Source organism: Streptomyces yatensis (assembly GCF_018069625.1).
Lineage (GTDB): Bacteria > Actinomycetota > Actinomycetes > Streptomycetales > Streptomycetaceae > Streptomyces > Streptomyces yatensis.
The window spans coordinates 7,173,481-7,196,344 of the sequence record NZ_CP072941.1 but is presented as its reverse complement, the minus strand read 5'-3'; the positions used below and the strand labels follow the sequence as shown (position 1 = coordinate 7,196,344).

The window sequence follows — 22,864 nt, the reverse complement described above, 5'->3', positions numbered from 1 at the left end:
ACCTTCGCTGGTGGAATGCCCAGACCCGTCGCACGCTGGAGGAGCGACAGCAGCCAGACCATCACAGGGAGCACTCATCATCATGGCGAAGACGTGGTTCATCACGGGCAGCTCGAGGGGGTTCGGCCGCGAGTGGGCGGACGCCGCGCTGGAACGCGGCGATCATGTGGCGGCGACGGCCCGGGATGTCAGCCGGCTGACCCCTCTGGTCGAGCGGTACGGCGATGCGGTGCTGCCACTGCGGCTCGATGTCACCGACCGCGCCGCGGTGGATGCGGCCGTGCGGCGCGCCCATGCGCATTTCGGTTCGCTGGACATCGCCGTCAACAACGCCGGCTACGGGCATTTCGGCATGGTCGAGGAGCTGACCGAGGACGAACTCCGGGCCCAGCTGGAGACCAACTTCCTGGGCGCGGTGTGGGTCACACAGGCCGTTCTGCCCCTCATGCGGTCGCAGCGATCGGGACGGATCCTCCAGGTGACCAGCGAGGGCGGCGTACGGGCCTTCCCCGGCATCGGCGCGTACCACGCCTCCAAATGGGCCCTTGAGGGATTGTCGGAGTCCCTGGCACAGGAGGTGGCGGCCTTCGGCATCCATATCACCAACGTCGAGCCCGGCCCCTATGCCACCGACTGGCTGGAGCGCGGGGCGCGGCACAGTGAGCGGCACCCGGACTACGCCGAAGTCCACGAGGCCACCGCGGTGGATTTCGAGGTCGGTGACCCGCGGGCGACCCGCGACGCGATTCTCCGGATCGTCGACGCGGAACGGCCCCCGCTGAGGATCTTCCTCGGCAAGTCCTTCACCGATGTCGCCGATCTCTACGAGGAGCGCCTGGCGACGTGGCGGGAGTGGCAGCCGGTCTCCCTGGCGGCGTTCGGTTGAGCGCCGTTCGGGTAAGCGGCGCTCGGTTGCGGGGCACGCCCGGGGCCCGCTGCGCACCCTTCTCGACGCGCCCCCGACCGCACCGCTCGCTACGCTTGAGGGGAGGTCGGCAACGGACATGAAGCCGGCCATCACTCCGGGGAGTGGTCCCCATGGCAGCCGCTGGCAGCTACGGCGCAGCCCTCACCGACCTCGGCGAGCGTCTCGTCGGCGACGTGATCACGCCGGGCGACGCGGCCTATGACGAGGCCCGCAAGATCTTCAACACGATGATCGACCGGCGCCCGGCCGCCATCGCGCAATGCGAGACCGCACAGGACGTCGCCCACGCGATCCGCTTCGCCCGCGACCAGGGTCTGCCGATCGCGGTGCGCGGCGGCGGACACAGCGTGGCCGGGATGTCCCTCGTGGACGACGGTCTCGTCATCGACCTGCGCCGGATGGACGGGGTGACGGTCGACCCCGTCGCCCGTACGGCCACGGTCGGCGGCGGCGCGATCATGAGCGGGCTCGACCGGGCGACGCAGCCGTACGGCCTGGCGACGACCGGAGGCCGGGTGTCCACCACCGGGGTCGGCGGCTTCGTACTGGGCGGTGGCGCGGGCTTTCTGGACCGCGCCTTCGGTCTGGCCTGCGACAACCTCCTGTCCGTGGAGCTGGTGACGGCGCAGGGCGACCAGTTGCACGTGGACGAGAAGGAGCACCCGGAGCTGTTCTGGGCCCTGCACGGCGGTGGCGGCAATTTCGGCGTGGCCACCGCCTTCACCCTCCGGCTCCATCCGCTCACCACCATGACGGCGATGCTGCTGCTGTGGCGCCCGGAAGCGGGTCCGGCCGTGGCGCGCGCCTACCGCGACTTCTTCGCGTCCGCGCCGGGCCAGGTCGGCGGAGGGCTGCTCTATCTCACCGGCCCGCCGGAGGAGTTCGTTCCCGACGACATGGTCGACACCCTCGTCTGCGCGGTGCTCATCACGTACACCGGCCACGAGGAGCAGGCCCGCGCCATCTCCGCTCCCCTGCTGCGACTCGGCCACGACGCGGAAATGATCACGGAGCTGCCCTACGCGGATCTGCAGTGCATGCTCGACGACCCGCCCGGCTACCGGAACTACTGGTCCGCGGAATACCTCGACTCCTTTCCGGACCAGGCGGTGGACCGCTTCTGCTCGCGCGCCTCCGACATGGTCGTCCCCTCCCCCTCCCAGCACGTGCTGTTCCCCCAGGGCGGAGCGGTGAGCGGGGGACCCTCCGACTATCCGCTGCCCTGGCGCGGGGCGGCCTGGATCGTGCACCCCTTCGGCCTGTGGGACGACCCGGCCGACGACGCCCGCGTACGGCAATGGGCCCATGACACCCGCGCCGACGTCCGGCCGTGGTCCCGCGGCGCGGTCTACCTCAACTTCATCGGCAGGGAGGGCCGGGACCGGGTCATCGAGGGGTTCGGCGCCGAGAACTACCAGCGCCTGGCCGGGGTGAAGGCCCTGTACGACCCGGACAACGTCTTCCGGCTCAACCACAACGTCGAGCCCCGCATCGAGCCCCGCCCGGCGGGGCGGTGACGCCGGACGGGCCGGCGTCTCGTCCGCTCCCGCCACGGCAGGCCGCGTCAGGAGAGCCAGTCGGTGTAGCGGGTGGTGGCGAGGTGGGCGCCCTTGTCGGTGAGGACGTCGCCCTTGACGGCGGCGAACATGCCGGCGGTGGGGTCGGTGACGACGGTGCGGTCGTCGCCCGTGTGGGACAGGGTGATCCGGCCCAGCTCGTCCAGGGTGAAGACCTCGGGGCCCGCGATGTTGTGAATGCCGCGAATGGGGGTGCCCGCGGCGACCTCCGCCACCGCGGCGGCCACGTCCTTGGCGGCGATGGGCTGGATCGGCGTGGCGGGCAGCCGGACGGTCTCGGCGTCGGAGGTCCAGGACATGGTGGCGTCCATGAACTCCATGAACTGCGTCGCCCGGACGATCGAGTACGGGATCGGCCCGGCCGCGAGGATCTCCTCCTGGAGCACCTTGGCCCGGTAGTAGTCCAGCTCCGGCACCTGGTCCACGCCGACGATCGAGAGGATCACGAAGTGGCCGACGCCGCCCCGCTGAGCCGCGGCCAGCAGGTTGTCCATCGAGGTCTGGAAGAAGGCCGGGGAGGCTTCGTCGAAGGTCGGCGAGTTGGTCAGGTTGACGACGACGTCGGCTCCCTCCACCGCCTCGTCCAGCCCCTGGCCGGTGATGACGTCGACGCCGGTGGACTGCGAGTGCGGCACCGCCTCGTGCCCGGCGGCGTTCAGATTCTTGACGACCTGCGATCCGATCAGCCCGGTACCGCCGATGACTGCGAACTTCATGACATGCCCTTCGTCGGGATTACGTCTGAAACACGGCATATGGGTACCCACACGAGCGGGGCATCCACCAAACTCGGACACATCTTGTCCGAGAAAATACGCGGACACAAGTTGTCCGAGTAGACGGGCTGATTACAGTGGTCCCGTGAAGATGTCCGGCGGAGTCGAGTGGGCCCTGCACTGCTGCGTCGTGCTCACGTCCGTCGAGGAGCCCATCCCCGCGACCAAGCTGGCGGAACTGCACGATGTCTCGGCCAGCTACCTGGCCAAACAGCTGCAGGCGCTCTCCCGGGCCGGGCTTGTGCGCTCGGTCCAGGGCAAGGCGGGCGGTTACGTACTCACCCGGGAGCCCGGCTCGATCACGGTGCTCGACGTGGTGGAAGCGGTCGACGGCCCCGCCGCGGCGTTCACCTGCACGGAGATCCGCCAGCGGGGCCCGCTGGCCACCCCGGCCGAGTCCTGCACCACACCGTGCCCGATCGCCCGGGCGATGTCCGGGGCGGACGCGGCCTGGCGGGAAGCGCTGCGCGCCGTCTCGATCGCCGATCTGGCGCTGGACGTCGCCGAGACCTCGGGGCCGTCGGCGATGACGCGCGTCAGCGCGTGGCTGACGGCGCCGCAAGGCTGAGCGCCACGCGCGGCCCCTGAGGACCCGAGGCCACCGAGTCCCCCGAGGCCCGAAGACCCCGAGCCCCCTGCAACCCCCGAAGCCCCGGGGACCCCGAGGCCCCCGGGGAGCCCTCGGCCCCCGAGGACCCCGAAGGCCCTGCGGACCCTCACTAACCCTCGATGAAGGTGACCGTCTCGTCGAGCGGTGCCCGACCCGTACGCTCGAGCCTCTGCGCGGGGTCTTCGTACCCGATCGACATGCCACAGAAGAGCATGAGCTCGTCCGGGGGCGAAACGATCTCCGAGACGCTCTTGCGGAACTTCGCCCACGCCATCTGCGGGCAACTGTGCAGCCCCTCGGCGCGGAGCAGGAGCATGACGGTCTGCAGATACATGCCGAGGTCGGACCACTGGGCCGGGCCCAGGTCGCGGTCGATGTAGCAGAACAGCGCGGCGGGCGCACCGAAACACTGCCAGTTCGCGGAGGCGGCCCGCTGGCGCCCCTCCACGTCCTCGCGCGCGACACCGAGCGCCCCATAGCGCTGCTCGCCGAAGGCGGACCGGCGATCGCTGTACGGGGACTTCATATCGGCCGGGTACTGCACGTACTCCGCCTCATCGAAGGGCTCGCCCGCGGCCAGGCGCTCGCCGGCCCGCTTCTTGAGCTCGGCGAGCGGCGCGCCGGTCAGCACGTAGATGTTCCACGGCTGAACGTTCGATCCGGACGGCGCCCAAGCCGCTGCGGACAGCACACGCTCCAGCACCTCTCTCGGGACGGGCTGGTCGGTGAAGCCTCGCACTGCCCGTCGACTCGTGACCGCCTCATAGACGTCCAAGATCGTCTCTCTCCCCTCTTGCTCCATACGACGCGATACGTCCATCTCAGTTACACTCACTACAGTATCATTCAATACTATCTCGTGTTTAACTATCGTCGAGCGCTCATGCTCAGCTCTGCCCCGGGCTCCCCGCCCCGGGCGTCACTCTTGGAGAAAGTTCATGGTCACGCTGCTGCACATCGACTCGTCCGTGCTTCCGGGCGAGGCGTCCTCGTCCCGTTCGGTCACGGCCGCCTTCCGCAAGACCTGGGAGGAGCAGCACCCGGAGGGCACGGTGATCTACCGCGACCTCGCCGCCGACCCCGTCCCGCACATGACCGCCGCCGCCTGGTCCGCCGGTTACACCGCCCCGGCCGAGCGCACCCCGGAGCAGTCCGTGGCGTTCGCCGTGCGCGAGACGCTCATGGAGGAGCTGGAGCAGGCGGACGCCATCCTGATCTCCGCCCCCATGCACAACTTCTCGATCCCCTCGACCCTCAAGGCGTGGCTCGACAACGTGCTCCTGCTCGGCCGCACCGCGGGCGAGACCCCCTCCGCCGAGGGCACGCCGACCGTCGTCGTCGCCAGCCGCGGCGGCTCCTACGCACCGGGCACCCCGCGCGAGGGCTTCGACTTCGTGCAGAACTACCTGGAGGCGGCCCTCAAGCGCACCCTGGGCCTGGACCTCGACTTCATCGTCCCGGAACTCACCATGGCCCCCCGCAACCCGGCCATGTCCGAGCTGATCCCCCTCTACGCGGCATCCCGCGAGCGCGCCTTCGAGGACGCGACCGCCAAGGCCATGGAGCTCGCGAAGCGACTCGCCGCGTAGCCCGTACCGGACGACGAACGCCGTGTGACGCCGCGCCCCAGGCTGGTCACACGGCGTTCGCGCCCCCACGCAAGAACAGAGGGGCGCCGGCCCAAGCCCCAGGACCCCCACAACCCGGACTGGGCGAAACGCCCCTACTCCTAGCCCTCCGCGGGATAGGCGAACCGGTTCAGCAGATCCGTCAGCTGCTCGGGCTCACCGGGCGCCAGCTCGGCGACCAGCCGCTCAGCCAGCGGCTCCGCCGCCACATGGGCGGCGTCGAAAAGCTCGACCCCCTGAGGCGTGATCTCCACCGCCCGCACCCGCCGATCCCCCGGAACGGCCTTCCGTACGACCAGCCCCTTGCGCTCCAGGTCGTCCACGACCCGCATGATCCCCGCCTTGTCCGACCCCGTTGCCGCCACCAGGTCCCGCTGCACGGTCGGCCCGCAGTCGACCAGCACGATCAGCACGGCGAAATGGCGCAGCTCAATGCCGAGCGGCCGAAGCGCCTCCGTCATCACCCCAGCCGCCCTCCAGTGCGCCCGGCGCAGCAGCAACCCGAGCGCGAACGGCGAGGCATCCCCGGGGCGACCGGTCGCACGCGAGGCGGTGGGCTGGGGCGAAACATCGGCGGTCATGAGACCACATTACAGCCAATCATCCGTTCGATACGGTCTCACTTGAAACCAAATCCGGCGACCAGGCTTCCGCGCCCGCTACGGCTTCTCCCCCAGCGCGGCGCGGAGCCAGTCGAGAGAGCCCTGATTCAGGAGTTCGTCAGCGAGGCGCTTGCCGGTGTCCGTCACCAACCGGCCGCGGCTGTTGTCGACCCATCGCTGAGCGTTTTCGTATCCCTGCGCCAGGTATTCGAGCCCCTGCAGCAGACATTCGAGCTTGTCCGCGTCCCGAGCGCATACCGCCTCGGGCGACTCCTTCGCTTCGTACTCACCGACCCATGCCCGCACAGCGGAGGCGAGCACCTCGGGCATATCGGCGGTCTGGTCCGCGGTCACCGCCTGTGGGTCGGGGCCGGGCGCGTACTTCTTGCCCAGGTGGTTCATGTCGCCGGTACGCGTCTCCTGAGAGTCGTGCCAGACGGCCATGAGCGCGGCCCGCGCCGGATCGGCGCCTTCGAGCTGAGCGATGACCGAGGCGATCAGCGACGTGCGCCAGGCATGCTCGGCGACGGATTCCGGGTCCCGCACCCCGGCCATCCACCAGCCCGTCCTGCGGTTCTGCTTCAGCACCCCGGCTTCGAACAGAAAACGTGCCACCGCATGCAGATCGTCAGCCACCGTCAACTCCTCTCACGCCTCAGCGAGGCGGATCGCGATCGCTACCGCCGGGCCACCACCATCATCCTCTCGGCCTGATCGTCGCGCCCGCCCCCAGGGGCGCACGAGGCGAAATAGGGCGTGCGACCCCCTGTCACGCAACTACTCCTGTGTCAGGAAATTGTCACACCATCACGAGATCGACCCGGATGCGCTGGAATCGTCATCCACACATCAGGGGGGATCTGATCATGTCTGATAACGCCCAACTCGCCCGGACTGGCTCCGCCGCCGGCGCCATCGTCGTCGGCAGCACTGTGATCACCGGCTGGTGGCTGCTCGCCGTCGCCGCCGGCATCATCGCCGCGGGCGCACTCGCCATCCGGTTCGGCTTCCGCCGTGGCCGCCAGGCGGGCCAGCAGTGACCCGACCCGGCGTGCTCGCAGCACACTCCCACCGCTCAGGCATGGTGTTCACCGGCGCCGTGGCCCTCACTTTGGCGGCGGCCTGGGCCGCACAGCACGCCCTCCAAGCGGCCCACTATGGCGGCCCAGCCGGCAGCCGCCTCGCTGCGGTGTGGACCATCACGTTCGCGATGCTCATGCTCCAGACCGTCATGTACCACCTGGAGCGGACCCGCCGCCTCACCCCCCGCATCAAGCGGCAACTGGACGCGTTGCACGTCTCGATCCTCATGCCCACTTACAACGAGGACCCCGGCTACCTACGGCTTGGTCTCCAGTCCTTCATCGACCAGTCGCGCCGGCCGGACTCCGTCCATGTCGTCGACGACGGGTCAACGAACACCGACTACGCCGAGGTGCGCGCCTGGTGGCACGTCGCGGCCGCCACTGCCGGGATCGCGACCTCCTGGCAGCGCGTGCCCAACGCCGGGAAGCGGCACGCCCAGGCGCACGGCGTGCGCAAGAGTTCCGACGCGGACATCTACGTCACCGTCGACTCCGACTCCTGCCTGGCACCGAACGCCATCGAGCAGGCGTTGGTGCCGTTCGCCCGCCCGCGGGTGCAGTCTGTCGCCGGGATCGTCATCTCCACCAACCACCGCGCGAACCTGCTCGCCAGGATCACGGACCTGTGGTTCCTCACCGGGCAGTTGGTCGATCGCAGCGCCCTGTCCGCCATGGGGAGCGTCCTCGTCAACAGCGGTCCGCTCGCCGCCTACCGGGCTGACGTCGTCCGGGACAACCTCGACAGCTACCTGAACGAGACGTTCATGGGCCGCCCCGTGATGTTCTCGGACGACTCCCTGCTCACCCTCTACGCCCTGCTGCGCGGCCAGACCGTCCAGCAGCCCTCAGCCGTGGTTTTCACCGCCATGCCGGAGAAGACCGGACACCTGCTGCGCATGTACCTGCGGTGGATGCGCGGCTCCACCATCCGCTCCATCTGGCGCATGCGCTACCTGCCGCTGAACCGGTGGGCGTACTGGGCCCACCTGCTGCGCTGGTTCCAGGTGGCGCTGTCCACCACGGTCCTGGTGTGGCTGCTCGTGGTCGAACCGGCCGCCTACGGCAACTACCCGCCCGTGAGCTTCCTGGTGGTGCCTTTCCTCATCGGCTGGGCGCAGGGCCTGCGTTATCTGGGCATCATCCGCAGCGACGAGCGGATTCGATCCCGCATCCTCACCTGGCTGCTCATGCCGCTCGCGGTGGTGTGGGCCTGGACGGTGCTGCGGTTCATGCGCTGGTACGGCGTGGCGACGTGCGCCAAGACGGGCTGGGGGACGCGTCAGAACGGGGCTGAGGTCTCCCTCGGGGGCGGGTCCGGCGGCGGTGCTGATGCTGAGGCGCCGTTGGCCAAGCTGCTTGACCCACTCAGCGAGACCACTATCGAAATGCGGATTCCGCGGCGCACCACAGCCTGATCGAGTACCGGACTGGAGCTATCGCCCACGCCGGTGGACACGGGGATTCTTCATTCCGATCGTTAACGCCCCCTCGTCCGGCCTTCAGGCCGGGCGAGGGGCTCTTTGATGTGTCAGCTCCCCAGCACGTCGATGAGGTGATCGTCCAGGTCGGCGACGAAGTCCTCCCGCCGCCAGGGTCGCAGTTCCTTGCGTGCCCGACGCAGGCGGAGCGCCGGCACACGTCCGCCAGTACTCGCGGCCGAGTCGATGCAGGTGTGCAGGAGGGTTGCGGCGCTCTCCGGAGCGTCCAGCCGAATGCAGGCCAGGGCCTGATCGGTGGAGATGATGGCCCGCTGCACCCGCTCCCGCGCCGGCCCCAGCGCCGCCGCGCTGCCGGCGAAGAAGTCGTGAGCGACCGCCGCGTCTCCCACATACAGCTCACACAGCCCTTCGAAGCCGCGTAGGTGATCAGCGCTGAAGCTCGTGGCCGCTGGGTCGGTGCCGGTGTCGTTCTCGCGGTCGATGTCGTACCAGGCGAGGGACAGCGCGGTCTGTGCGTGCCGCTCGGCACCCGACCGAGCGGCGATCTCGGCCTGGAGCGCATGGGCTCGGGCCCGCACGCGGACGCTGTCGCCCGTACGGGCATCCCGCACCGCTGCATCGACCAGCCGGCGCGCCGAGTCGAGACCAGGAGTCGAGTAGAGCGTCACCAGAGCGTGGCTCATGTGGACAACAGCCCTGCGCCACCGGTCGTCGAGCTGCCCGGCCGTGGCCGTGGCGGCTGCGTATAGGGCGTGGGATGCCTGGTCGTCGCGGGTTTCGAACGCCAGCCGTCCGGCGAGGGTGTACGCCTGTGCCGCGACGGTGCGCAGTTCGGGCAGCAGGGGTTCGGGGACGCCACCGGTCAGCAGTCGCCGACAGGACTCGATCACCGGGGCGAGCAGTAGCTGTAGCCGGGCGAAGGGCAGCGAGCCGACTTGGGCGTTGACGTCGCCTACGGCCGTCGTCAAATCGGCCAGCAGTACGTCATCGACGCGTGCCGGATCGGTGAGCGCGGCCGCCATCGACAGCCGGGTCGTGGGCCCGAGCAGGGCGAGCAGGCCGGAACCGTCATCGGTGGCGGTACGTACCAGTAAGGCGCGCAGCTCGCTCAGTCGGTTGCCCGCCTCGCCAAGGTGCGCCAGGGCGTCGAGCAGCTCGGCGAAGTCGCTGCCCGGCCCAAGGGCAACGTGGCCGTCGGTGCCTCGGGCGTAGAGGTGTGCGAGCAGCAGCTGATACCGGTCGCTGGGGAGGACGGGGCGTTTCGCGCTCTCCCATCGTGCGACGGATCGCTGCACGCTCGGAACCGATGAGTCGAGGGGCTGGCCGAGGCGGCGCGCGGTGTCGATGAGTGCCCGGGCGGTGTCGGCCAGGGACCACCCTCGCGCCCTTCGGAGGGACTTGAGGGCAGCAGCGCCGCGAAGTGTTGCGCACGTGCTCATGCCCTCATCATGCCGGTGGCCCCCGTCACACGGGCACGATCAGCTGCGCTTTCCCCCGCTCGGCACCGTAGTTGATCGTGTACCAGGTGCCCGACTCCCCGCGCGGACCTGCCAACGGGAAGCCGGCGATCATCTCCGAGCGGTCGACCATCCACCGGTTTCGGGCATGGAAGGCCGGAGTCCCAAGCTCCGGGGCGCATAGCTCCACCACTTCGGCGATGCGACCGCGGCCGCGCGTAATGGCCTGCCGAGCCTCGGTGGGCTGTTGCCGGACCGTGCCGGGGACGACCACGGTGATCTGCGCTTCGGAGTTTTCGGCCAGCCACAGGAGGGCCAGGCTGTCGATGCCCTTCGCGCCCCCGATGTAGAAGCGGGTGCCGGCATCGGCAAAGGGCGCGAGGTAGCTGGTGAACAACTCGGCATAGGTGGGGAGTTCACGATGCGCGGTCGAGCGGGTTCCCGTAATCGTCACAGCACGACTCATGATCCACTCCGTGTCACAGGTTGTCATATCCCGCCGCGTCTGCCCGTGCGGTGAGATCGCTGCATGGACGCATCCCATTACCGCGACCTCGCCGACGAACTGAAAGCCTACGGACTGTCGAGCCGAGCCCTGACCTGGGCGCCGCCCCACGGCGACACCGTGGAGATGGTGGAGGTCGGCCAGTACTGGGATGCTGTGCGCGCCCCCGTGGAGATCGGCGAGCGGGCGCTGGAGTTACTCGGGGCAGCGACGGGCGCCGTCATCGCCGATTACGCACAGATGTACTGGCTGCTCGCGCCCGGGAGCGCCCAGTACTGGCGGCGCCTCCCGCAGGTGCGGGCGCTCGGCGCGGCCCCGACTTCCTACATGGGCGTTCCCGCTATCGGCCACACCGGCGGGCCGGTACTGCACTGGCGTATCCCGCTCGGGCCCGACCGCTACCTCACCGACAGCCCGCTCCTACGCGGGGCCCTGGCACAGGCGGTTGCCGCCGAGCTCGGCACCGACCGGGAGGTCGGCCGGTGACCAGCGCCCCCGACACAACCCCCGATCGCGGCCCCTCGCCCCGCGCCCCTCGTCCTGGGGCCGTACCCGCGGTCCCTTCAGTTCGCCGAGGGCCAGTTCGAGCTGCTGGCCGTGAGCCTGGAGTCCGCTCCTCTTCCGGAGGAGCGGACGGCATGACGGCCAGCCTGCCGTCCGGCCTGGAGCTACCCGATCCTGACGACTTGACCGGGCCCCAACTCCAGGGCTGGCACTGCGCCCTGTGCGAGCGGCGCCTGTTCGCCGACCAGCGGCTCGGCACGGTCGAGTGGACCTGCGGCGGCACCACCGAGGTGGTCGAGCTGTGGGTATGCCGACCGTTGTGCACGGAGGCCGCCGGTGCGTAGGACCGCCCCGTTCGCCTTCCGTACCGCCCGGCTGGGCCTGCCGCTCAGCGCGATCCCCACGATCCCCGCGCTAGCGACGCTCGCGGTCCACCTCCGCATCGCGGGCGATCCGGCCCCATAGACCGGGTGGGCCGCCGGGCTCCGGCCCCCCGCCGGAGCACGCCACCAGCGGTCCGCCTTCCAGACCCCCTGCCGGTCGGCCCAGCCGAGGCGCGGCCGCCGACACGACAGGGGATGAAGGGACTCCGGCCCGGACTCGGACCCCGGGCCGGAGCCCCGCCCACAGAAGACTCGTCCCAGCCGCTTGGGAACCCGCCGGAAAGCACTGACACCCGTACACATCGTCCGTACTCTCGACAGCAGGAGGTGACCACCGTGTCGCAATGGGTAAACCCTCGAGCAGTCGAGATCGTGCGATTCGCGGGCCGGTTCCAAGCGCCTGACGAACTCCCGGATGACGCCTGCGGATGCTGGTCCGGCCGTCGACGGCGACCGGGAGCGACTCAGCGCCCTCGACGGCTCGCGGCCACCGTGTTCGTTGGCGCCGAAGGGGCGCTCTACGCCGTGCCGTGCCATCGGTGCGGCGGCACGGGAGTCACCCCGTGATGGCGACGAGGGACGTGCCTGGTACTGGTCGCCTCTCTGTGGGGGCGTGACTGGTCAACGGCTGGCCGAGCTTGCGGTCGTACCGTCCGTCAGCCCTGTGGGGGGATGCTCAATGCCCGGACGAGCTGGGTCAGTTCCTCGCGGAAGAGTTTGTCCGGGCTCACCGTCTGGGTGCGCATATGCCCGTAGATCTCCAGTGACACCAGACCGTGCAGATGTCCCCAGAGCCGCAGGGCGAGCGCAACGGCGGCGGGCGGCAGTTCCGGGAAGGCCGGGCGTACCTTGTCGAGAAGCCCGGGGTCGAAGTCTGACCACGCGAACTCGCTGCCCTTGTAGAGATGTGCCGCATGGGGCCAGGCGGCCGCAGCGAGTGCGGTGAGCCCCGTGCAGACCCGGCGTGCGGCGTCCGGGGCGGCGCCACCCTCGGGGGCGTGGTAGCCGGGAACGGGGTCGCCGTAGACGAGCCGGAAGCCCTCGGGGTTGGCCAGCGCCCAGTTCCGGAAAGCGCCGGCCCACGCCTGGATCTGGGTGGCCGGGTCCGTGGCGGGGGCTGCTCCCCAGGCGGCTTCCACGGCGTCGGCCAGCGCGGTGTACACATCGCTGATGAGCGTGGTGACCAGGTCGTCGCGGGTGGCGAAGTAGCCGTAGATGGCGTTGGCGGTCATGCCCATCTCGCGGGCGATGGCCCGCAGGGTGATGGCGTCGGGCCCGCCCGAGGCCATCAACCCGAGTGCCACGCTCTTGATTTCGGCCGTCGCCTCGGCCCGTAGCCGCTCACGTCGTCCTCTGCTCCCTGTACTCGCCACCCGCCCACTCTACAGCGTCACCTTCCTTGGCGGCCGTATCCAAACTGCACGCCGTATAGTCTCTGCACAGTGTCACCGAGTTGTTGGTGCGCACCCATGTCCGCGCGAACAGGGGAGAATCATGTACATCGGAGTCATAGGAGCCACGGGAACCATCGGCAGCAGGATCGTCTCCGAAGCGCTCGACCGGGGACATCACGTCACGGCGTTCAGCCGCGATGCCTCTCAGGCGGAGATCAACGACAAGCGCGAGAACATCACCTGGGCAAGCGTCGACATCCTGGACCCCGCGAGCATCGCAGCCGTCCTGCCCGGACTCGACGTGCTGATCAGCGGGTTCCAGCCCGGCAATGCCGCCAAGGACATGGCGGATACGGTGCGGCGCTCGGTCGCCGATCCCACCGTCTACGCCACCGCGGCACGGGCCCTTCTGACGGCGCTCGAGACCCACCTCAGGACCCGGCTGATCGTGATCGGCGGCGCGGGCAGCCTGGAGATCGAACCCGGAGTGGTGCGCGCCGACTCCGACGAGCTTCTGTACGCCAGCCTCGATCAGCTCGGGCTGCCCCGGGAATACGCGGCAGCGGTGCGCGGCCACCGGGACGCCTTGAACGTCCTGCGCACCTCGAACCGGCTCTGGACCTACTTCAGCCCCGCCGAGGACATCGCCCCCGGCGAGCGCACCGGTCGCTTCCGGATCGGTGGTGATCAGCCCGTCTTGGATGCCGACGGACGCAGTCGCATTTCGGCGGAGGACGCCGCTGTCGCTCTGATCGACGAGGCAGAGCTGCCGCGTTTCGTGCAGCGCCGCTTCACGATCGGCTACTGAAAGCCGCGTCCGCTATTCCCCACGGGGAAGTGCACGAACTTCCCCGTGGGGACTGACGACACCTCCGTCGAGGCGTCTGTCGAGGCGTCGCACGCCAGGGACGCATGCCCTATTCGGTCTCGAGGAGCCTCAACAGCATCCGACGCAGTTCAGATTGGTCTCGTTCGTCGAGTCGCGCCATCATCGTCGAGAACTCCGAGGCAAGAGCTTCGAGGGCCTTGGCGCGCACGCGCTGCCCCTCGGGAGTGGTCATGAGGCGATGGCGGCGCAAGTCGGTCTCGTCGATCTCTCTGCGCACCAGCCCGCGCTCAACGAGGTTCCGCAGGTACGTCGTGACGCTCGCCTTGGGAAGCATCAGCTTCCGTGTGAGTTCCGCCGGGTACTTACACGCGTCCACCTCGTCGAGCACGAAGAACTCCTTCGTCTCGAGCCCCAGCTCTTCGAGCTGCGGGGCGGCAGCGTTCATGACCCTGGTCAGAAGTCGTTGGTTCAACTTCCACAGCTCAGCAGCGTCATCCGCCGGCATGGCACTCCTTGAGATATGGTACGGACTCGCGCTAGTTCGGTTTGGAACAAGACGGAAACCGAACAGCTCCCCAGGATTCTACGCGGAAGGCGCTGACCCCTCGTGCCACAGCACATCTCCATCCCCCGCGACACCCTCGACCTCGCCGCCGATCTCTACCTCCCGGACGGCTTCGCCGCCGCAGAGCCTCAGGCCGCGGTCGTGCTTTCCACGCCGGGAAGCAGCGTCAAGGAGCAGATCGGCGCGAACTACGCGTCCCGACTCGCCGAGAACGGCTTCGCCGCCCTCACCTTCGACCCTTCCCACCAAGGACAAAGCGGTGGACAGCCCCGTGACCTCGAGGATCCCTACCGTCGCGGCGAAGACATCTCCTACGCGATCGACGCGCTGAGCACCATCCCCGGCATCGATCCACAGCGGATCGGCGCGCTGGGCATCTGCGCCGGTGGCGGCTACGCCGTGCACACCGCTCGCACCGATCACCGCATCAAGGCGATCGCCACGGTCGTCGCCGGCAACATGGGCGAGTCCTGGCGCGGGCCCGGCTTCTCCCCCGACGGCCCCGCCGCAGCACTCGATGACCTTGCCGCGGCGCGGACGCGGGAGGTCATCGGGCACGACCTCGAGCGGGTCAACTGGCTGCCGGACACCCTCGAGGACGCGGCGGCGGCCGGATTCACCGACATCGACACCACTCAGGCGATCACGTACTACCGAACGCCGAGAGGCGGCAACGAGCACTCGACCAACCGCCGCCTCCGCCGCAGCGACGCGCTGCTCCTCGGCTACGACGCCTTCCACCTCGTCGACCGGCTGCTCACCCAACCGCTCCAGGTGATCGTCGCGGGGCGCCAGGGGAACACCGGCCAGTACGAGGCGGGCATGAAACTGTGGAAGCTGGCCCCCAACCCCATCGATCTGCTCATCGTCGAAGGCGCCGGACACTACGAGATGTACGACGAGCCCCGATACGTCGACCAGGCGATTGAACGGCTGACGGCCTTCTACAGCGCCCATCTGTAGCAGTTCGCCACTACCAGGCGTTGTCCGTGCCGAGGAACAGCTCGGCGATCCGCCACTCGCCCCCGGCGCGTTCGAGCCCGAAGGTGTAGAAGCCGGTCGCGACCACGCCCCCGCCCCCGCCCGCGTTCGACGTGAGCATGAGGTACGCGTGCACCAGCGCCGCCTCGGCGTTCGCGCTGTGGAAGGCCACGTTGACCAGGTTGTGCCGTCGCTGGTCGGTCTCCGCGGCCATCGCGTCCCGTACGAACGCGAGGATCGCCTCACGTCCGACGACGGGCCCGAGGTCGGTCTCGTCAGCGATCTTGAACGTCCATGTGGCGTCCTCGGTCAGGACGGCACCCAGTGCCTCCAGGTCCTGCTGGTCCAGGGCGAAGGCGTAGCGCGCCAGCGTCTGGTGGACGGCGAGCTGGTCGGCCGGGTCGAGGGCCACCTGCCCCGGGCGGATCGCGGCGAGGTGGGCGCTTCCCCAGCCGGGGGCGGCCTTCGCGCTCATGCGACCGTGAGGACGATCTTGCCCCGGAGGTGTCCCTGGGCAGCTCGCTCATGCGCCGCGCGGGCGTCCGCGAGCGGGAAGGTGCTGTCGATCGCCACGCGGATCGTGCCGTCCGCGAGCAGCCGCCCGAGCTCGGCGAGTTGCGCGCCGTGCGAGCGGACCTGGGCGGCCGTGACCGTGACACCCAGCTTCGCGTTCTCCTCGTCGTCGAACTCGCCGAAGTACACGGGGTAGAGGGACCCGCCGCGCTTGACGGTCTGCAGGAAGCGCCTGCTGTCGGGGCCCCCGACGGTGTCCAGGACGAGGTCGACGTCACGGGCGACGTCCTCGGGCCGCTCCTTGGTGTAGTCGATGAACTCGTCGGCGCCGAGTTCGCGCAGGAACGCCTCGTGGCCGCCGGAGGCCACGGCGATGACGCGGGCCCCCTTCCACTTGGCCAGCTGGAGGGCGAGGTGCCCCACGCCACCGGCGGCGCCGTTGACGAGCACCGTCTTCTCGCCGTCGAGTGCCATCGGGCGGTGCTGGGCGGCCTGGAACGGCGAGGGATGGTCGTGCCCGAGCTCGATCAAGAACTGCCACGCGGTCAGCCCCGACATCGCCAGGGCGGCGGCGTGCACGTGGTCGACGCCGGCCGGCTTGCGGGCGAAGTCGGACGCCGGCGCGGTGACGTACTCGGCGTAGGCCCCGGCCTGGAGCGCGGTGGGGAAGCGCAGCAGCCCGAACACCTCGTCTCCGGCCGCGAAGCCGTCGCCGTCGGCGACATCGGCGGCAACCGCTTCCACGACGCCCGAGACGTCCGTCCCCGGGATCAAGGGGAGATCCATCGGGGGCTTCAGCTCGGCCGGTACGTTCGGCATTCCCTCGCGGGCGTACCAGTCCGGAGGGTTGACGCCGACCGCGTGCACACGGACGAGCACCTCACCCGGCCCCGGTTCCGGAACGGGCGCCTCCTCGTGACGCAGCACCTGGGGGCCGCCGAACTCGTGCAGCCGGATCGCCTTCATGGTCTGTGTGGCCTGTGTGGGCACAGCTCTCTCCTGCGTCTCCCCGAGGGGTAAACTAAGTGAACCACGGATCCGTTTTTCCGGACCAGTGATCCGAATATACGGGTCACTGGTCCGGATATGCAAGGGAGGGCAGATGAGGGCGGATGCCCGGGCCAACCACGACCGTCTGCTGGCCGTCGCCGGCGCCGTCATCACCGAGCAGGGCGTCGACGTGTCGATGCGCGATATCGCCCGCCGGGCCGGGGTCGGGCTGGCGACGCTGTTGCGCCACTTCCCGACCCGGGAGGCGCTGCTCGAGGCCCTGCTCCGCACGAGCTTCGACGAGCTGACGGCGCGGGCGGCCGAGGTCGAGACCACGAGCTCACCCCAGGACGCGGTGATGTTGTGGCTGCGCGACTTCGTCGCGTGCACGAAGAACTACCGCGGAGTGGTGACGGCGATGATGAAGGCGATCGAGGACCCCGAGTCCGCGCTCCACACCTCCTGCGTCACCATGCGCGGGGCCGGCACCCGGCTCCTCACCCGCGCCCAGGCCGCGGGCGTGGCGCGGACCGACATCGACGGCGCCGACCTCTTCGCCCTGGCCTCGTCGCTCGCCTGGCTCGGCGACCAGCCCGGGCTCGAGGCGCGCGCCGAGCGCCTTTTCGGGGTGGTGGTGAGCGCGATCCTGACGGATCGAGCGGCGGTGTGAGGCCGGAGGACGGACCCCGTCGCGGGCACCGCCCCCTTTGCCCGTCTTAGCCCGTCGATCCGCGCGGGCTACGCCACGCAGCCCGCTGCCGTTCGCGAAGCCCCCCTCGCGCTCACAGACGTGCCCGTCGAGGCCGCCGAGCCCGCCCCCGCGCCCGCGCGGCACGCATCCGCCGCCGCGCCCACGCAGCACCCACATCCGCCTCGCGCCCCCGGCGCCCCGGCGACCCGGCGACCCGGCGACCCGGCGACCCGGCGACCCGGCGACCGGCCACACCTCTCAGGCGGCGAACGCGTCCACCCCGGTCAGCTCGGCGAACAGCGCCCACAGGCGGGTGGCCTGCTCCGGGTCCGTGGCCCACTCCTTGACGCCGACCCGGGAGCCGTCCGCCGGGGCGGGCTCGGCGATCTCGCAGTCCTCCAGGTAGACGCCGCCCCTGCCGTCCAGCTGGGGGGAGGTCGCCGCCCACACCTGCGTGGCCGCACCCTGCTGCGGTGTCTTGAACGCCTCGGGGTGGAGCAGGTTGCCGTCCTCGTCGATCCAGCCCCGCTCGACCATCTCCTGCTTCGGCAGGTGCCGCTGCAGCGGAGTGAGGATGCCACCGGGGTGCAGCGAGAAGGCCCGCACGCCCCGCTCCCGGCCGAGGCGGTCGAGCTCCACGGCGAACAGCACGTTCGCCGTCTTGGCCTGGCCGTACGCCTCCCACTTGTCGTAGCCGTCGCGCCAGTGGACGTCGTCCCAGCGGATGGGGGAGGCATGGTGGCCGGTGGAGGAGACCGAGACGACGCGGGCGCCGCCCGCCTCGATCGCCGGCCACAGGCGGTTGACCAGGGCGAAGTGGCCGAGGTGGTTGGTGGCGAACTGGGCCTCCCAGCCCGGCCCGACCCGGGTCTCGGGGCAGGCCATGATGCCCGCGCTGTCGATGACGATGTCCAGGTTCCGGCCCGAGGCGAGGAACCGCTCGGCGAAGGCGCGCACGCTGTCCAGGTCGCCGAGATCCAGTTCGCCCACCTCGACACCGTCGATCCCGGCCAGGCCCTCCCGCGCCGCGCCGACCCGGCGGGCCGGGACCACGACACGGGCGCCGGCCTTCGCCAGTGCGCGGGTGGTCTCGACGCCGATGCCCGAGTAGCCGCCCGTCACCAGAGCGAGCCGACCGGTGAGGTCGATGCCCGCGAGGACGTCGTCGGCGGTGCTCCGGGCGCCGAAACCCGAACCGATCCTGTGCTGGGGTGTGGTGCTGTCGCTCATGACGGCACGCTATGGATTCGAGGGCGCTCGAAGTCAAGCGCGGCCCGCGGCGGTGGCCCGGACAGGCCGCGAACGAGGAAGCGGCCCCGGCCGGACGGACGAATCGTGCCCCCACGCACGATGTCAGTGACGGTTCGCCTCGGCGGGCGGGATCGGTACGTTGGCATCGTAGTCGTCCTGGCCGCCTGGATCGTGCTGGTGCGGTGGTTGACCTCTACGACCGACCGGACCGGCGCCGACTCGACCCGGACCGGCGCCGACTCGACCCCGATCGGCGCCGAGTCGACCCCGATCGGTCACTTGACGATGTCCAGGATCGCCATCATGCCCTCGTCCTCATGGTTGAGGATGTGGCAGTGCAGAACGGTCTTCCCGGTGTAGTTGGTGAAGCGGATCCGGATGACGAGCTTGCCCTTGGCCGGAACGTTGGCGATGTCCTGGAGGCTGTGGCCGTGGTGGGGCACGCCGTTGATGCTCATCAACTGGAAGTGGTTGGTGTGGGTGTGGAAGGAGTGCTCCTCGTTGCTCTTGTTGACGACGGTCCATTCCTCGGTGGTGTTCAGCTTCGATCTGAGGTCCACCCGGTGCGGGTCGAACTGCTTGCCGTTGATGTAGTACTTGGTCCCCGCCGTGTTCTCGGAGAACACCACGGTGCGCCGGCGTGCGAGCGGGAGGTGGCTCAGGTCCTCCGACGGAGCGAAGGTGGTGGGCATGGCCACCCGCGCCACCGGTTTCCCCGAGGAGACCAGGGTGGCCAGCTTCGCCCGGGGGAACTGATTGCCGGCCGGGCCGGTGCTGTACGGAAGCGTTTCCAGCACGGTGCGCCCGGGCCGGCCACCGGTGACCAGTACGTCGAAGCGGGTGGCGGCCGCCAGGAGGAGGGTGTCCCTGGTGAAGGTGCGGTCGACGGGAAATCCGTCCCGTCCGATCACCCTGAACCGATACCCCCGCAGGCGCAGCTTGTAGTAAATGTTCGCGCTGATATTGGCCAGCCGCCACAGCTGGACCTCGCCGGGCCGGATGCGGATGGTGGGGTCGAGCTGGCCGTTGACGGTCCGGTGGGTGGGGGCGCCGATCTTCAGGCCCTGGGTTTTGACCGCGTCACCCTGCACCTGGAAGTCCTTGAGCGCGATGGTGTGCTCGGTGATGTGGCGCAGGGCCGGCGGCAAGTACTGTTGCAGCCCGTCGACCACGATGATTCCCGCCAGTCCCCCGGCGACCTGGGGAGCCGAGAGAGGATGGGCGTGCGAGTGGTACCAGTAAGTGCCGGGCTTGAGGGCCTGCGGGAACCGGTATCGGTAGTGGTACGTCTTGCCCGCCCCGATATGGATCAGGACGTTGTCGGCGGGGGCCTTGGGTGACACATGCAGCCCGTGCACATGGAGGTTGGTGTAGGGGCGCACCCGGTTCACAAAGTCCAGCTCCACCTTGTCACCCGGGCGGATCCGCAACGTGGGGGGCATATAGCGGTCGTTGTAGGTGAGGGCCCACCGCTTGCGGCCGGCCACGTCGACCTTGCGCCGCTGTACGACGAGCCGTGCCCGCAGCAGCCCGTTGTGGCTCACCAGCTCCGGCGGATCCTTCAGCCGGGCGCCCAGTGCCACCTCTCGCCGTACCGCCGGTTTCGGGGACGGTGCGGAACAGCTGGACAGCGCCGTGGCGAGGGCGAGAAGCGTCACGGCGGCACGGCAGGTCGGTCGGGATCCCATCGCTGTCTCCGGAGGTGAGCGGGGGACGATGTGTGTCGCGGCGCCGCCGGGGCCCGAACTCGAGGCCCGGAACGCCCAGGCGGAGCCGGAACTCGAGGCCCGGAACACCCTGGCCGGCACCGAGCCGTTGGCCGTTGTGCGCCGTGCCCATCCCACCCCGCCGCCTCGGCCACCGCACCCCGACACGCTGACCGGGTCCGCTGAATGCCTCCGGAGACCGAGGCCCTGCGGGATGGAAGTTCCGTCATGCGACATTGAAGAACGGAGTGACCACGACGGCGCTGTGGAGGTCAGGCGGATCGCGGCACGATGCTCACCGCGCGGTAGTCGTACCCGTCCTGTTTGAAGCCGGGGGCCTCCCACTCGAGGTCCACCTGCTGTCCGGGCGACAGGGTGCGGAAGCCGGTCACCTGGATGTCGGAGAAATGGCCGAAGCAGCCGCCCGGAGTCTCGGGCGAGTCGAGCACGCCCCAGCCTTCCTCGTCGCTCCACTCACGGACCGTCGCAGTCACCATGGGGGAACCCTACGGGTTCCGCTCGGGCCCGTGGCACTTGGCGTCAGGAGTCGCGCACTCGTTGCACGGTCAGTCCTCCGCGTCGCGGACCAGGAGTGCGATCTGTACCCGGTTCTCGACCGCCAGCTTGGCGAACAGGCTGCTGGTGTGGGCCTTGACGGTCGCGACGCTGATGTGCAGCCGCTGGGCGATCTGCGGGTTGCCCAGTCCGTCCGCGATGGCCCGGGCGGTTTCGCGTTCGCGTTCGGTCAGTGTGGACAGCTGCTTCCGCGCGGCTTCGCGGAATGAGTGGCGGGCGTGGGCGGACTGCGGGCCGGTGGCCGCGGCGATCACTCGTGCCGTGGCCGCCGGGGACAGCACGGGGTTGCCGTCCGCGACGGTCCGCACCGCGTCGAGGATCTGCGGCGGTTGGGTGTCCTTGAGGACGAACCCGAGTGCTCCGGCGCGCAGGGCGCCGAGCACGAGGTCGTCGGAGTCGAAGGTGGTCAGCATGAGCACCCGTGGCGCCGGGCGCCGGGTGAGGAGTTCCCGGGTCGCGCTGAGACCGTCGCGGCCGGGCATCCGCACGTCCATCAGCACGACGTCCGGCCGCTGCTCGTCCACCACGGCGATCGCGGCGTTCCCGTCGGCCGCCTCCGCGACGACGGTCAGGTCCGGTTCGCCGTCGATGACGAGCCGCAGCGCCATGCGCACCAGCTGTTCGTCGTCGACGATGACGACACGCACCGGCTCCCGCTCGCTGTCCACTCAGGTTCTCTTTTCGTGGGTGGGGTGTGGCCAAGGTAGTTGTGCGGTGAGGAGATATCCGTCGTCGGGTGTGCGGTGGTGGTTGAGCTTTCCGCCGGCGAGGTCGATGCGTTCGGTGAGGCCGAGCAGCCCGAATCCCGATGCCGGTGGCTGTGCGGTGGCCCTGGTGGCCGCGGAGTTGTGCACGCTGACGTTGAGCGTGTCGCCCGCCGTTCCTTCGAGGGCGATGCGTACGGATGCGCCGGGGGCGTGTTTCGCGGCGTTGGTCAGGCCCTCTTGGACGATCCGGTAGCAGGTTCGTCCGACGACATCGGACGGAACCCCCGCCACGGTGGTGGCGAACGTGACGTCCAGTCCCGACGCACGGGCATCGGCCACCAGGTCGGGGATGCGGTCGAGGGAGGGTTGCGGCGGTTCCGGGCGGCCCGGGTCGGCCCGGAGCACACCGAGGACGTCCCGTAGTTCTTCCAGTGCTTGGTGGGAGCCGTCGGCGATGCCGCGGACCAGCACGCGGTTCTCCTCGGCGGTGAGGTCGCCGCGGTGGTCCAGCACTCCGGCCTGCATGGCGACCAGGGAGATCCGGTGCGCGAGCACGTCGTGCATCTCGCGGGCGATCCGATTGCGTTCCAGGGCGCGGGCCTGCGCCGCGCGGGCGGTCTGTTCCCGTTCCGCGCTCTCCGCCCGTTCCCGCAACGACCGCACTTCGACCCGGCGCGCGCCGATGGCCATGCCCACGGCCACCGCGATGCCCGCGGTCAACGCCGGGAAGGTGAGTTCGAGCCACCACGAGTCGGACGTGCGCTGCACCGGGTAGAGCCCGCCGGTGAACTGTGACGCGGTCACGAAGGCCAGCCCAACGACCCCGCTCTCCACCGGACGGCGACGAGTGGAGAGCGAAACCAGCGCCAGAAACGCGGCGCCGGCGGCGAGTGCCGACGCGGTCGAGGCGATCGCGACCGTCATGGCGACGGCCAGCGGGAACCTCCGCCGCCAGACCAGCGCCGTCAGGCAGCCGAGAGCCACCAGCGGATCACCGATGAGGAACCACGAGCTGGTTTCGCCCGTCTGCTGCCGCATCACCACACCGATGGAAAGCCAGAACGGTACGCCCGCCGCCGCTGCCGCCGCGAGCCGCCAGGTCTGCTGCCACCACTCGAGCCGTGGCACGACGTCCGTGTTCACCTGGTCATTATCGCGAGACCGTAC

At 69.8% G+C, this 22,864-nt stretch carries 27 protein-coding genes; 12 read left to right on the top strand and 15 right to left on the bottom strand.

Features of this window, described 5'->3' with window-relative positions:
- The first annotated feature begins 82 nt into the window (after window positions 1-82).
- A complete protein-coding gene (locus tag J8403_RS29875) occupies window positions 83-886 on the top strand; it encodes an SDR family NAD(P)-dependent oxidoreductase (RefSeq protein WP_211125879.1) in 804 nt (267 codons plus the stop codon).
- A 152-nt stretch (window positions 887-1,038) separates the two neighbouring features.
- Window positions 1,039-2,445, top strand: coding sequence for an FAD-binding oxidoreductase (locus J8403_RS29870; RefSeq protein ID WP_211125878.1), 1,407 nt, complete (start codon window positions 1,039-1,041; stop codon window positions 2,443-2,445).
- 47 nt (window positions 2,446-2,492) lie between these two features.
- Here the strand turns inward: J8403_RS29870 and J8403_RS29865 are convergent, their stop codons facing one another.
- A complete protein-coding gene (locus tag J8403_RS29865; RefSeq protein WP_211125877.1) occupies window positions 2,493-3,221 on the bottom strand; it encodes an SDR family oxidoreductase in 729 nt (242 codons plus the stop codon).
- 151 nt (window positions 3,222-3,372) lie between these two features.
- On the opposite strand from J8403_RS29865, the gene J8403_RS29860 reads away from it, so the two are divergent.
- On the top strand, window positions 3,373-3,849 hold the full coding sequence (locus J8403_RS29860; protein WP_211128495.1) for an RrF2 family transcriptional regulator: 477 nt from the start codon (window positions 3,373-3,375) through the stop codon (window positions 3,847-3,849).
- Window positions 3,850-4,000: 151 nt separating this feature from the next.
- Here J8403_RS29860 and J8403_RS29855 read toward each other — a convergent pair whose 3' ends face one another.
- Window positions 4,001-4,666, bottom strand: a complete 666-nt coding sequence (locus J8403_RS29855) for a nitroreductase (RefSeq protein WP_211125876.1) — start codon at window positions 4,664-4,666, stop codon at window positions 4,001-4,003.
- Between the two features lie 163 nt (window positions 4,667-4,829).
- Here J8403_RS29855 and J8403_RS29850 point away from each other — a divergent pair, with 163 nt between their 5' ends.
- Window positions 4,830-5,480 carry an FMN-dependent NADH-azoreductase gene (locus J8403_RS29850; protein WP_211125875.1) on the top strand — a complete coding sequence of 217 codons (651 nt, stop codon included), beginning with the start codon at window positions 4,830-4,832 and terminating at the stop codon, window positions 5,478-5,480.
- 140 nt (window positions 5,481-5,620) lie between these two features.
- On the opposite strand, the gene J8403_RS29845 is transcribed toward J8403_RS29850, so the two are convergent.
- Both J8403_RS29845 and J8403_RS29840 read right to left on the bottom strand, forming a co-directional pair.
- Window positions 5,621-6,100, bottom strand: coding sequence for a MarR family winged helix-turn-helix transcriptional regulator (locus J8403_RS29845; protein ID WP_211125874.1), 480 nt, complete (start codon window positions 6,098-6,100; stop codon window positions 5,621-5,623).
- A gap of 78 nt (window positions 6,101-6,178) precedes the next feature.
- On the bottom strand, window positions 6,179-6,757 hold the full coding sequence (locus J8403_RS29840; RefSeq protein WP_211125873.1) for an HD domain-containing protein: 579 nt from the start codon (window positions 6,755-6,757) through the stop codon (window positions 6,179-6,181).
- Between the two features lie 230 nt (window positions 6,758-6,987).
- Between J8403_RS29840 and J8403_RS29835 the strand changes: the two genes are divergently transcribed.
- Both J8403_RS29835 and J8403_RS29830 read left to right on the top strand, forming a co-directional pair.
- Window positions 6,988-7,161, top strand: a complete 174-nt coding sequence (locus J8403_RS29835) for a hypothetical protein (RefSeq protein WP_211125872.1) — start codon at window positions 6,988-6,990, stop codon at window positions 7,159-7,161.
- A gap of 41 nt (window positions 7,162-7,202) precedes the next feature.
- On the top strand, window positions 7,203-8,621 hold the full coding sequence (locus J8403_RS29830) for a glycosyltransferase (RefSeq protein WP_246586049.1): 1,419 nt from the start codon (window positions 7,203-7,205) through the stop codon (window positions 8,619-8,621).
- 113 nt (window positions 8,622-8,734) lie between these two features.
- Here the strand turns inward: J8403_RS29830 and J8403_RS29825 are convergent, their stop codons facing one another.
- Together J8403_RS29825 and J8403_RS29820 are read right to left on the bottom strand one after the other, a co-directional pair.
- Window positions 8,735-10,084: an NsdA family TPR-like regulatory protein gene (locus J8403_RS29825; protein ID WP_211125871.1), complete on the bottom strand. Its 1,350-nt coding sequence runs from the start codon at window positions 10,082-10,084 to the stop codon at window positions 8,735-8,737.
- 25 nt (window positions 10,085-10,109) lie between these two features.
- Window positions 10,110-10,568 (bottom strand): DNA-processing protein DprA, encoded by a 459-nt coding sequence (locus J8403_RS29820; protein WP_211125870.1) that lies wholly within the window; start codon window positions 10,566-10,568, stop codon window positions 10,110-10,112.
- 63 nt (window positions 10,569-10,631) lie between these two features.
- Here J8403_RS29820 and J8403_RS29815 point away from each other — a divergent pair, with 63 nt between their 5' ends.
- The 3 genes from J8403_RS29815 to J8403_RS44420 all read left to right on the top strand — a co-directional run bounded on the left by J8403_RS29815 (window position 10,632) and on the right by J8403_RS44420 (window position 11,576).
- Complete coding sequence (locus tag J8403_RS29815) at window positions 10,632-11,093, top strand: hypothetical protein (RefSeq protein ID WP_246586048.1); 462 nt, start codon at window positions 10,632-10,634, stop codon at window positions 11,091-11,093.
- A 152-nt stretch (window positions 11,094-11,245) separates the two neighbouring features.
- On the top strand, window positions 11,246-11,455 hold the full coding sequence (locus J8403_RS29810) for a hypothetical protein (protein ID WP_211125869.1): 210 nt from the start codon (window positions 11,246-11,248) through the stop codon (window positions 11,453-11,455).
- Complete coding sequence (locus tag J8403_RS44420) at window positions 11,448-11,576, top strand: hypothetical protein (protein WP_281427949.1); 129 nt, start codon at window positions 11,448-11,450, stop codon at window positions 11,574-11,576. The genes J8403_RS29810 and J8403_RS44420 overlap by 8 nt, the downstream gene beginning before the upstream one ends.
- A gap of 574 nt (window positions 11,577-12,150) precedes the next feature.
- Here the strand turns inward: J8403_RS44420 and J8403_RS29805 are convergent.
- Window positions 12,151-12,867 carry a TetR/AcrR family transcriptional regulator gene (locus tag J8403_RS29805; protein ID WP_211125868.1) on the bottom strand — a complete coding sequence of 239 codons (717 nt, stop codon included), beginning with the start codon at window positions 12,865-12,867 and terminating at the stop codon, window positions 12,151-12,153.
- Window positions 12,868-12,988: 121 nt separating this feature from the next.
- Here J8403_RS29805 and J8403_RS29800 point away from each other — a divergent pair, with 121 nt between their 5' ends.
- Window positions 12,989-13,696, top strand: coding sequence for an NAD(P)-dependent oxidoreductase (locus J8403_RS29800; RefSeq protein ID WP_211125867.1), 708 nt, complete (start codon window positions 12,989-12,991; stop codon window positions 13,694-13,696).
- A 109-nt stretch (window positions 13,697-13,805) separates the two neighbouring features.
- On the opposite strand, the gene J8403_RS29795 is transcribed toward J8403_RS29800, so the two are convergent.
- On the bottom strand, window positions 13,806-14,222 hold the full coding sequence (locus J8403_RS29795; protein WP_211125866.1) for a MarR family winged helix-turn-helix transcriptional regulator: 417 nt from the start codon (window positions 14,220-14,222) through the stop codon (window positions 13,806-13,808).
- Window positions 14,223-14,324: 102 nt separating this feature from the next.
- Here J8403_RS29795 and J8403_RS29790 point away from each other — a divergent pair, with 102 nt between their 5' ends.
- On the top strand, window positions 14,325-15,245 hold the full coding sequence (locus J8403_RS29790) for an alpha/beta hydrolase (RefSeq protein ID WP_211125865.1): 921 nt from the start codon (window positions 14,325-14,327) through the stop codon (window positions 15,243-15,245).
- Window positions 15,246-15,255: 10 nt separating this feature from the next.
- Here J8403_RS29790 and J8403_RS29785 read toward each other — a convergent pair whose 3' ends face one another.
- Both J8403_RS29785 and J8403_RS29780 read right to left on the bottom strand, forming a co-directional pair.
- Window positions 15,256-15,738 carry a nuclear transport factor 2 family protein gene (locus J8403_RS29785; protein WP_211125864.1) on the bottom strand — a complete coding sequence of 161 codons (483 nt, stop codon included), beginning with the start codon at window positions 15,736-15,738 and terminating at the stop codon, window positions 15,256-15,258.
- A complete protein-coding gene (locus tag J8403_RS29780) occupies window positions 15,735-16,742 on the bottom strand; it encodes an NADP-dependent oxidoreductase (RefSeq protein WP_211128492.1) in 1,008 nt (335 codons plus the stop codon). The genes J8403_RS29785 and J8403_RS29780 overlap by 4 nt, the downstream gene beginning before the upstream one ends.
- Before the next feature lie 136 nt (window positions 16,743-16,878).
- On the opposite strand from J8403_RS29780, the gene J8403_RS29775 reads away from it, so the two are divergent.
- On the top strand, window positions 16,879-17,436 hold the full coding sequence (locus J8403_RS29775) for a TetR/AcrR family transcriptional regulator (protein WP_211125863.1): 558 nt from the start codon (window positions 16,879-16,881) through the stop codon (window positions 17,434-17,436).
- Between the two features lie 279 nt (window positions 17,437-17,715).
- Here J8403_RS29775 and J8403_RS29770 read toward each other — a convergent pair whose 3' ends face one another.
- The 5 genes from J8403_RS29770 to J8403_RS29750 all read right to left on the bottom strand — a co-directional run bounded on the left by J8403_RS29770 (window position 17,716) and on the right by J8403_RS29750 (window position 22,840).
- The gene (locus J8403_RS29770; RefSeq protein ID WP_211125862.1) at window positions 17,716-18,687 is read right to left on the bottom strand and encodes an SDR family NAD(P)-dependent oxidoreductase; all 972 of its coding nucleotides are present in this window, start codon (window positions 18,685-18,687) and stop codon (window positions 17,716-17,718) included.
- 296 nt (window positions 18,688-18,983) lie between these two features.
- Window positions 18,984-20,366 carry a multicopper oxidase family protein gene (locus J8403_RS29765; RefSeq protein WP_246586047.1) on the bottom strand — a complete coding sequence of 461 codons (1,383 nt, stop codon included), beginning with the start codon at window positions 20,364-20,366 and terminating at the stop codon, window positions 18,984-18,986.
- A gap of 320 nt (window positions 20,367-20,686) precedes the next feature.
- Window positions 20,687-20,911 (bottom strand): cold-shock protein, encoded by a 225-nt coding sequence (locus tag J8403_RS29760; RefSeq protein WP_211125860.1) that lies wholly within the window; start codon window positions 20,909-20,911, stop codon window positions 20,687-20,689.
- Between the two features lie 69 nt (window positions 20,912-20,980).
- A complete protein-coding gene (locus J8403_RS29755) occupies window positions 20,981-21,658 on the bottom strand; it encodes a response regulator transcription factor (RefSeq protein WP_211125859.1) in 678 nt (225 codons plus the stop codon).
- A complete protein-coding gene (locus J8403_RS29750) occupies window positions 21,659-22,840 on the bottom strand; it encodes a sensor histidine kinase (protein ID WP_211125858.1) in 1,182 nt (393 codons plus the stop codon).
- Between the last annotated feature and the right edge of the window lie 24 nt (window positions 22,841-22,864).

Bases quoted from the DNA above. Each gene is read 5' to 3' on its own strand.
- J8403_RS29830 (WP_246586049.1), top strand. From the start codon at position 7,203: ATGGTGTTCACCGGCGCCGTGGCCCTCACTTTGGCGGCGGCCTGGGCC.
- J8403_RS29835 (WP_211125872.1), top strand. From the start codon at position 6,988: ATGTCTGATAACGCCCAACTCGCCCGGACTGGCTCCGCCGCCGGCGCC.
- J8403_RS29865 (WP_211125877.1), bottom strand. From the start codon at position 3,221: ATGAAGTTCGCAGTCATCGGCGGTACCGGGCTGATCGGATCGCAGGTC.
- J8403_RS29800 (WP_211125867.1), top strand. From the start codon at position 12,989: ATGTACATCGGAGTCATAGGAGCCACGGGAACCATCGGCAGCAGGATC.
- J8403_RS29860 (WP_211128495.1), top strand. From the start codon at position 3,373: ATGTCCGGCGGAGTCGAGTGGGCCCTGCACTGCTGCGTCGTGCTCACG.
- J8403_RS29825 (WP_211125871.1), bottom strand. From the start codon at position 10,084: ATGAGCACGTGCGCAACACTTCGCGGCGCTGCTGCCCTCAAGTCCCTC.
- J8403_RS29870 (WP_211125878.1), top strand. From the start codon at position 1,039: ATGGCAGCCGCTGGCAGCTACGGCGCAGCCCTCACCGACCTCGGCGAG.
- J8403_RS29770 (WP_211125862.1), bottom strand. From the start codon at position 18,687: ATGAGCGACAGCACCACACCCCAGCACAGGATCGGTTCGGGTTTCGGC.
- J8403_RS29795 (WP_211125866.1), bottom strand. From the start codon at position 14,222: ATGCCGGCGGATGACGCTGCTGAGCTGTGGAAGTTGAACCAACGACTT.
- J8403_RS29760 (WP_211125860.1), bottom strand. From the start codon at position 20,911: ATGGTGACTGCGACGGTCCGTGAGTGGAGCGACGAGGAAGGCTGGGGC.
- J8403_RS29875 (WP_211125879.1), top strand. From the start codon at position 83: ATGGCGAAGACGTGGTTCATCACGGGCAGCTCGAGGGGGTTCGGCCGC.
- J8403_RS29780 (WP_211128492.1), bottom strand. From the start codon at position 16,742: ATGAAGGCGATCCGGCTGCACGAGTTCGGCGGCCCCCAGGTGCTGCGT.
- J8403_RS29775 (WP_211125863.1), top strand. From the start codon at position 16,879: ATGAGGGCGGATGCCCGGGCCAACCACGACCGTCTGCTGGCCGTCGCC.
- J8403_RS29785 (WP_211125864.1), bottom strand. From the start codon at position 15,738: ATGAGCGCGAAGGCCGCCCCCGGCTGGGGAAGCGCCCACCTCGCCGCG.
- J8403_RS29815 (WP_246586048.1), top strand. From the start codon at position 10,632: ATGGACGCATCCCATTACCGCGACCTCGCCGACGAACTGAAAGCCTAC.
- J8403_RS29810 (WP_211125869.1), top strand. From the start codon at position 11,246: ATGACGGCCAGCCTGCCGTCCGGCCTGGAGCTACCCGATCCTGACGAC.
- J8403_RS29845 (WP_211125874.1), bottom strand. From the start codon at position 6,100: ATGACCGCCGATGTTTCGCCCCAGCCCACCGCCTCGCGTGCGACCGGT.
- J8403_RS29820 (WP_211125870.1), bottom strand. From the start codon at position 10,568: ATGAGTCGTGCTGTGACGATTACGGGAACCCGCTCGACCGCGCATCGT.
- J8403_RS29850 (WP_211125875.1), top strand. From the start codon at position 4,830: ATGGTCACGCTGCTGCACATCGACTCGTCCGTGCTTCCGGGCGAGGCG.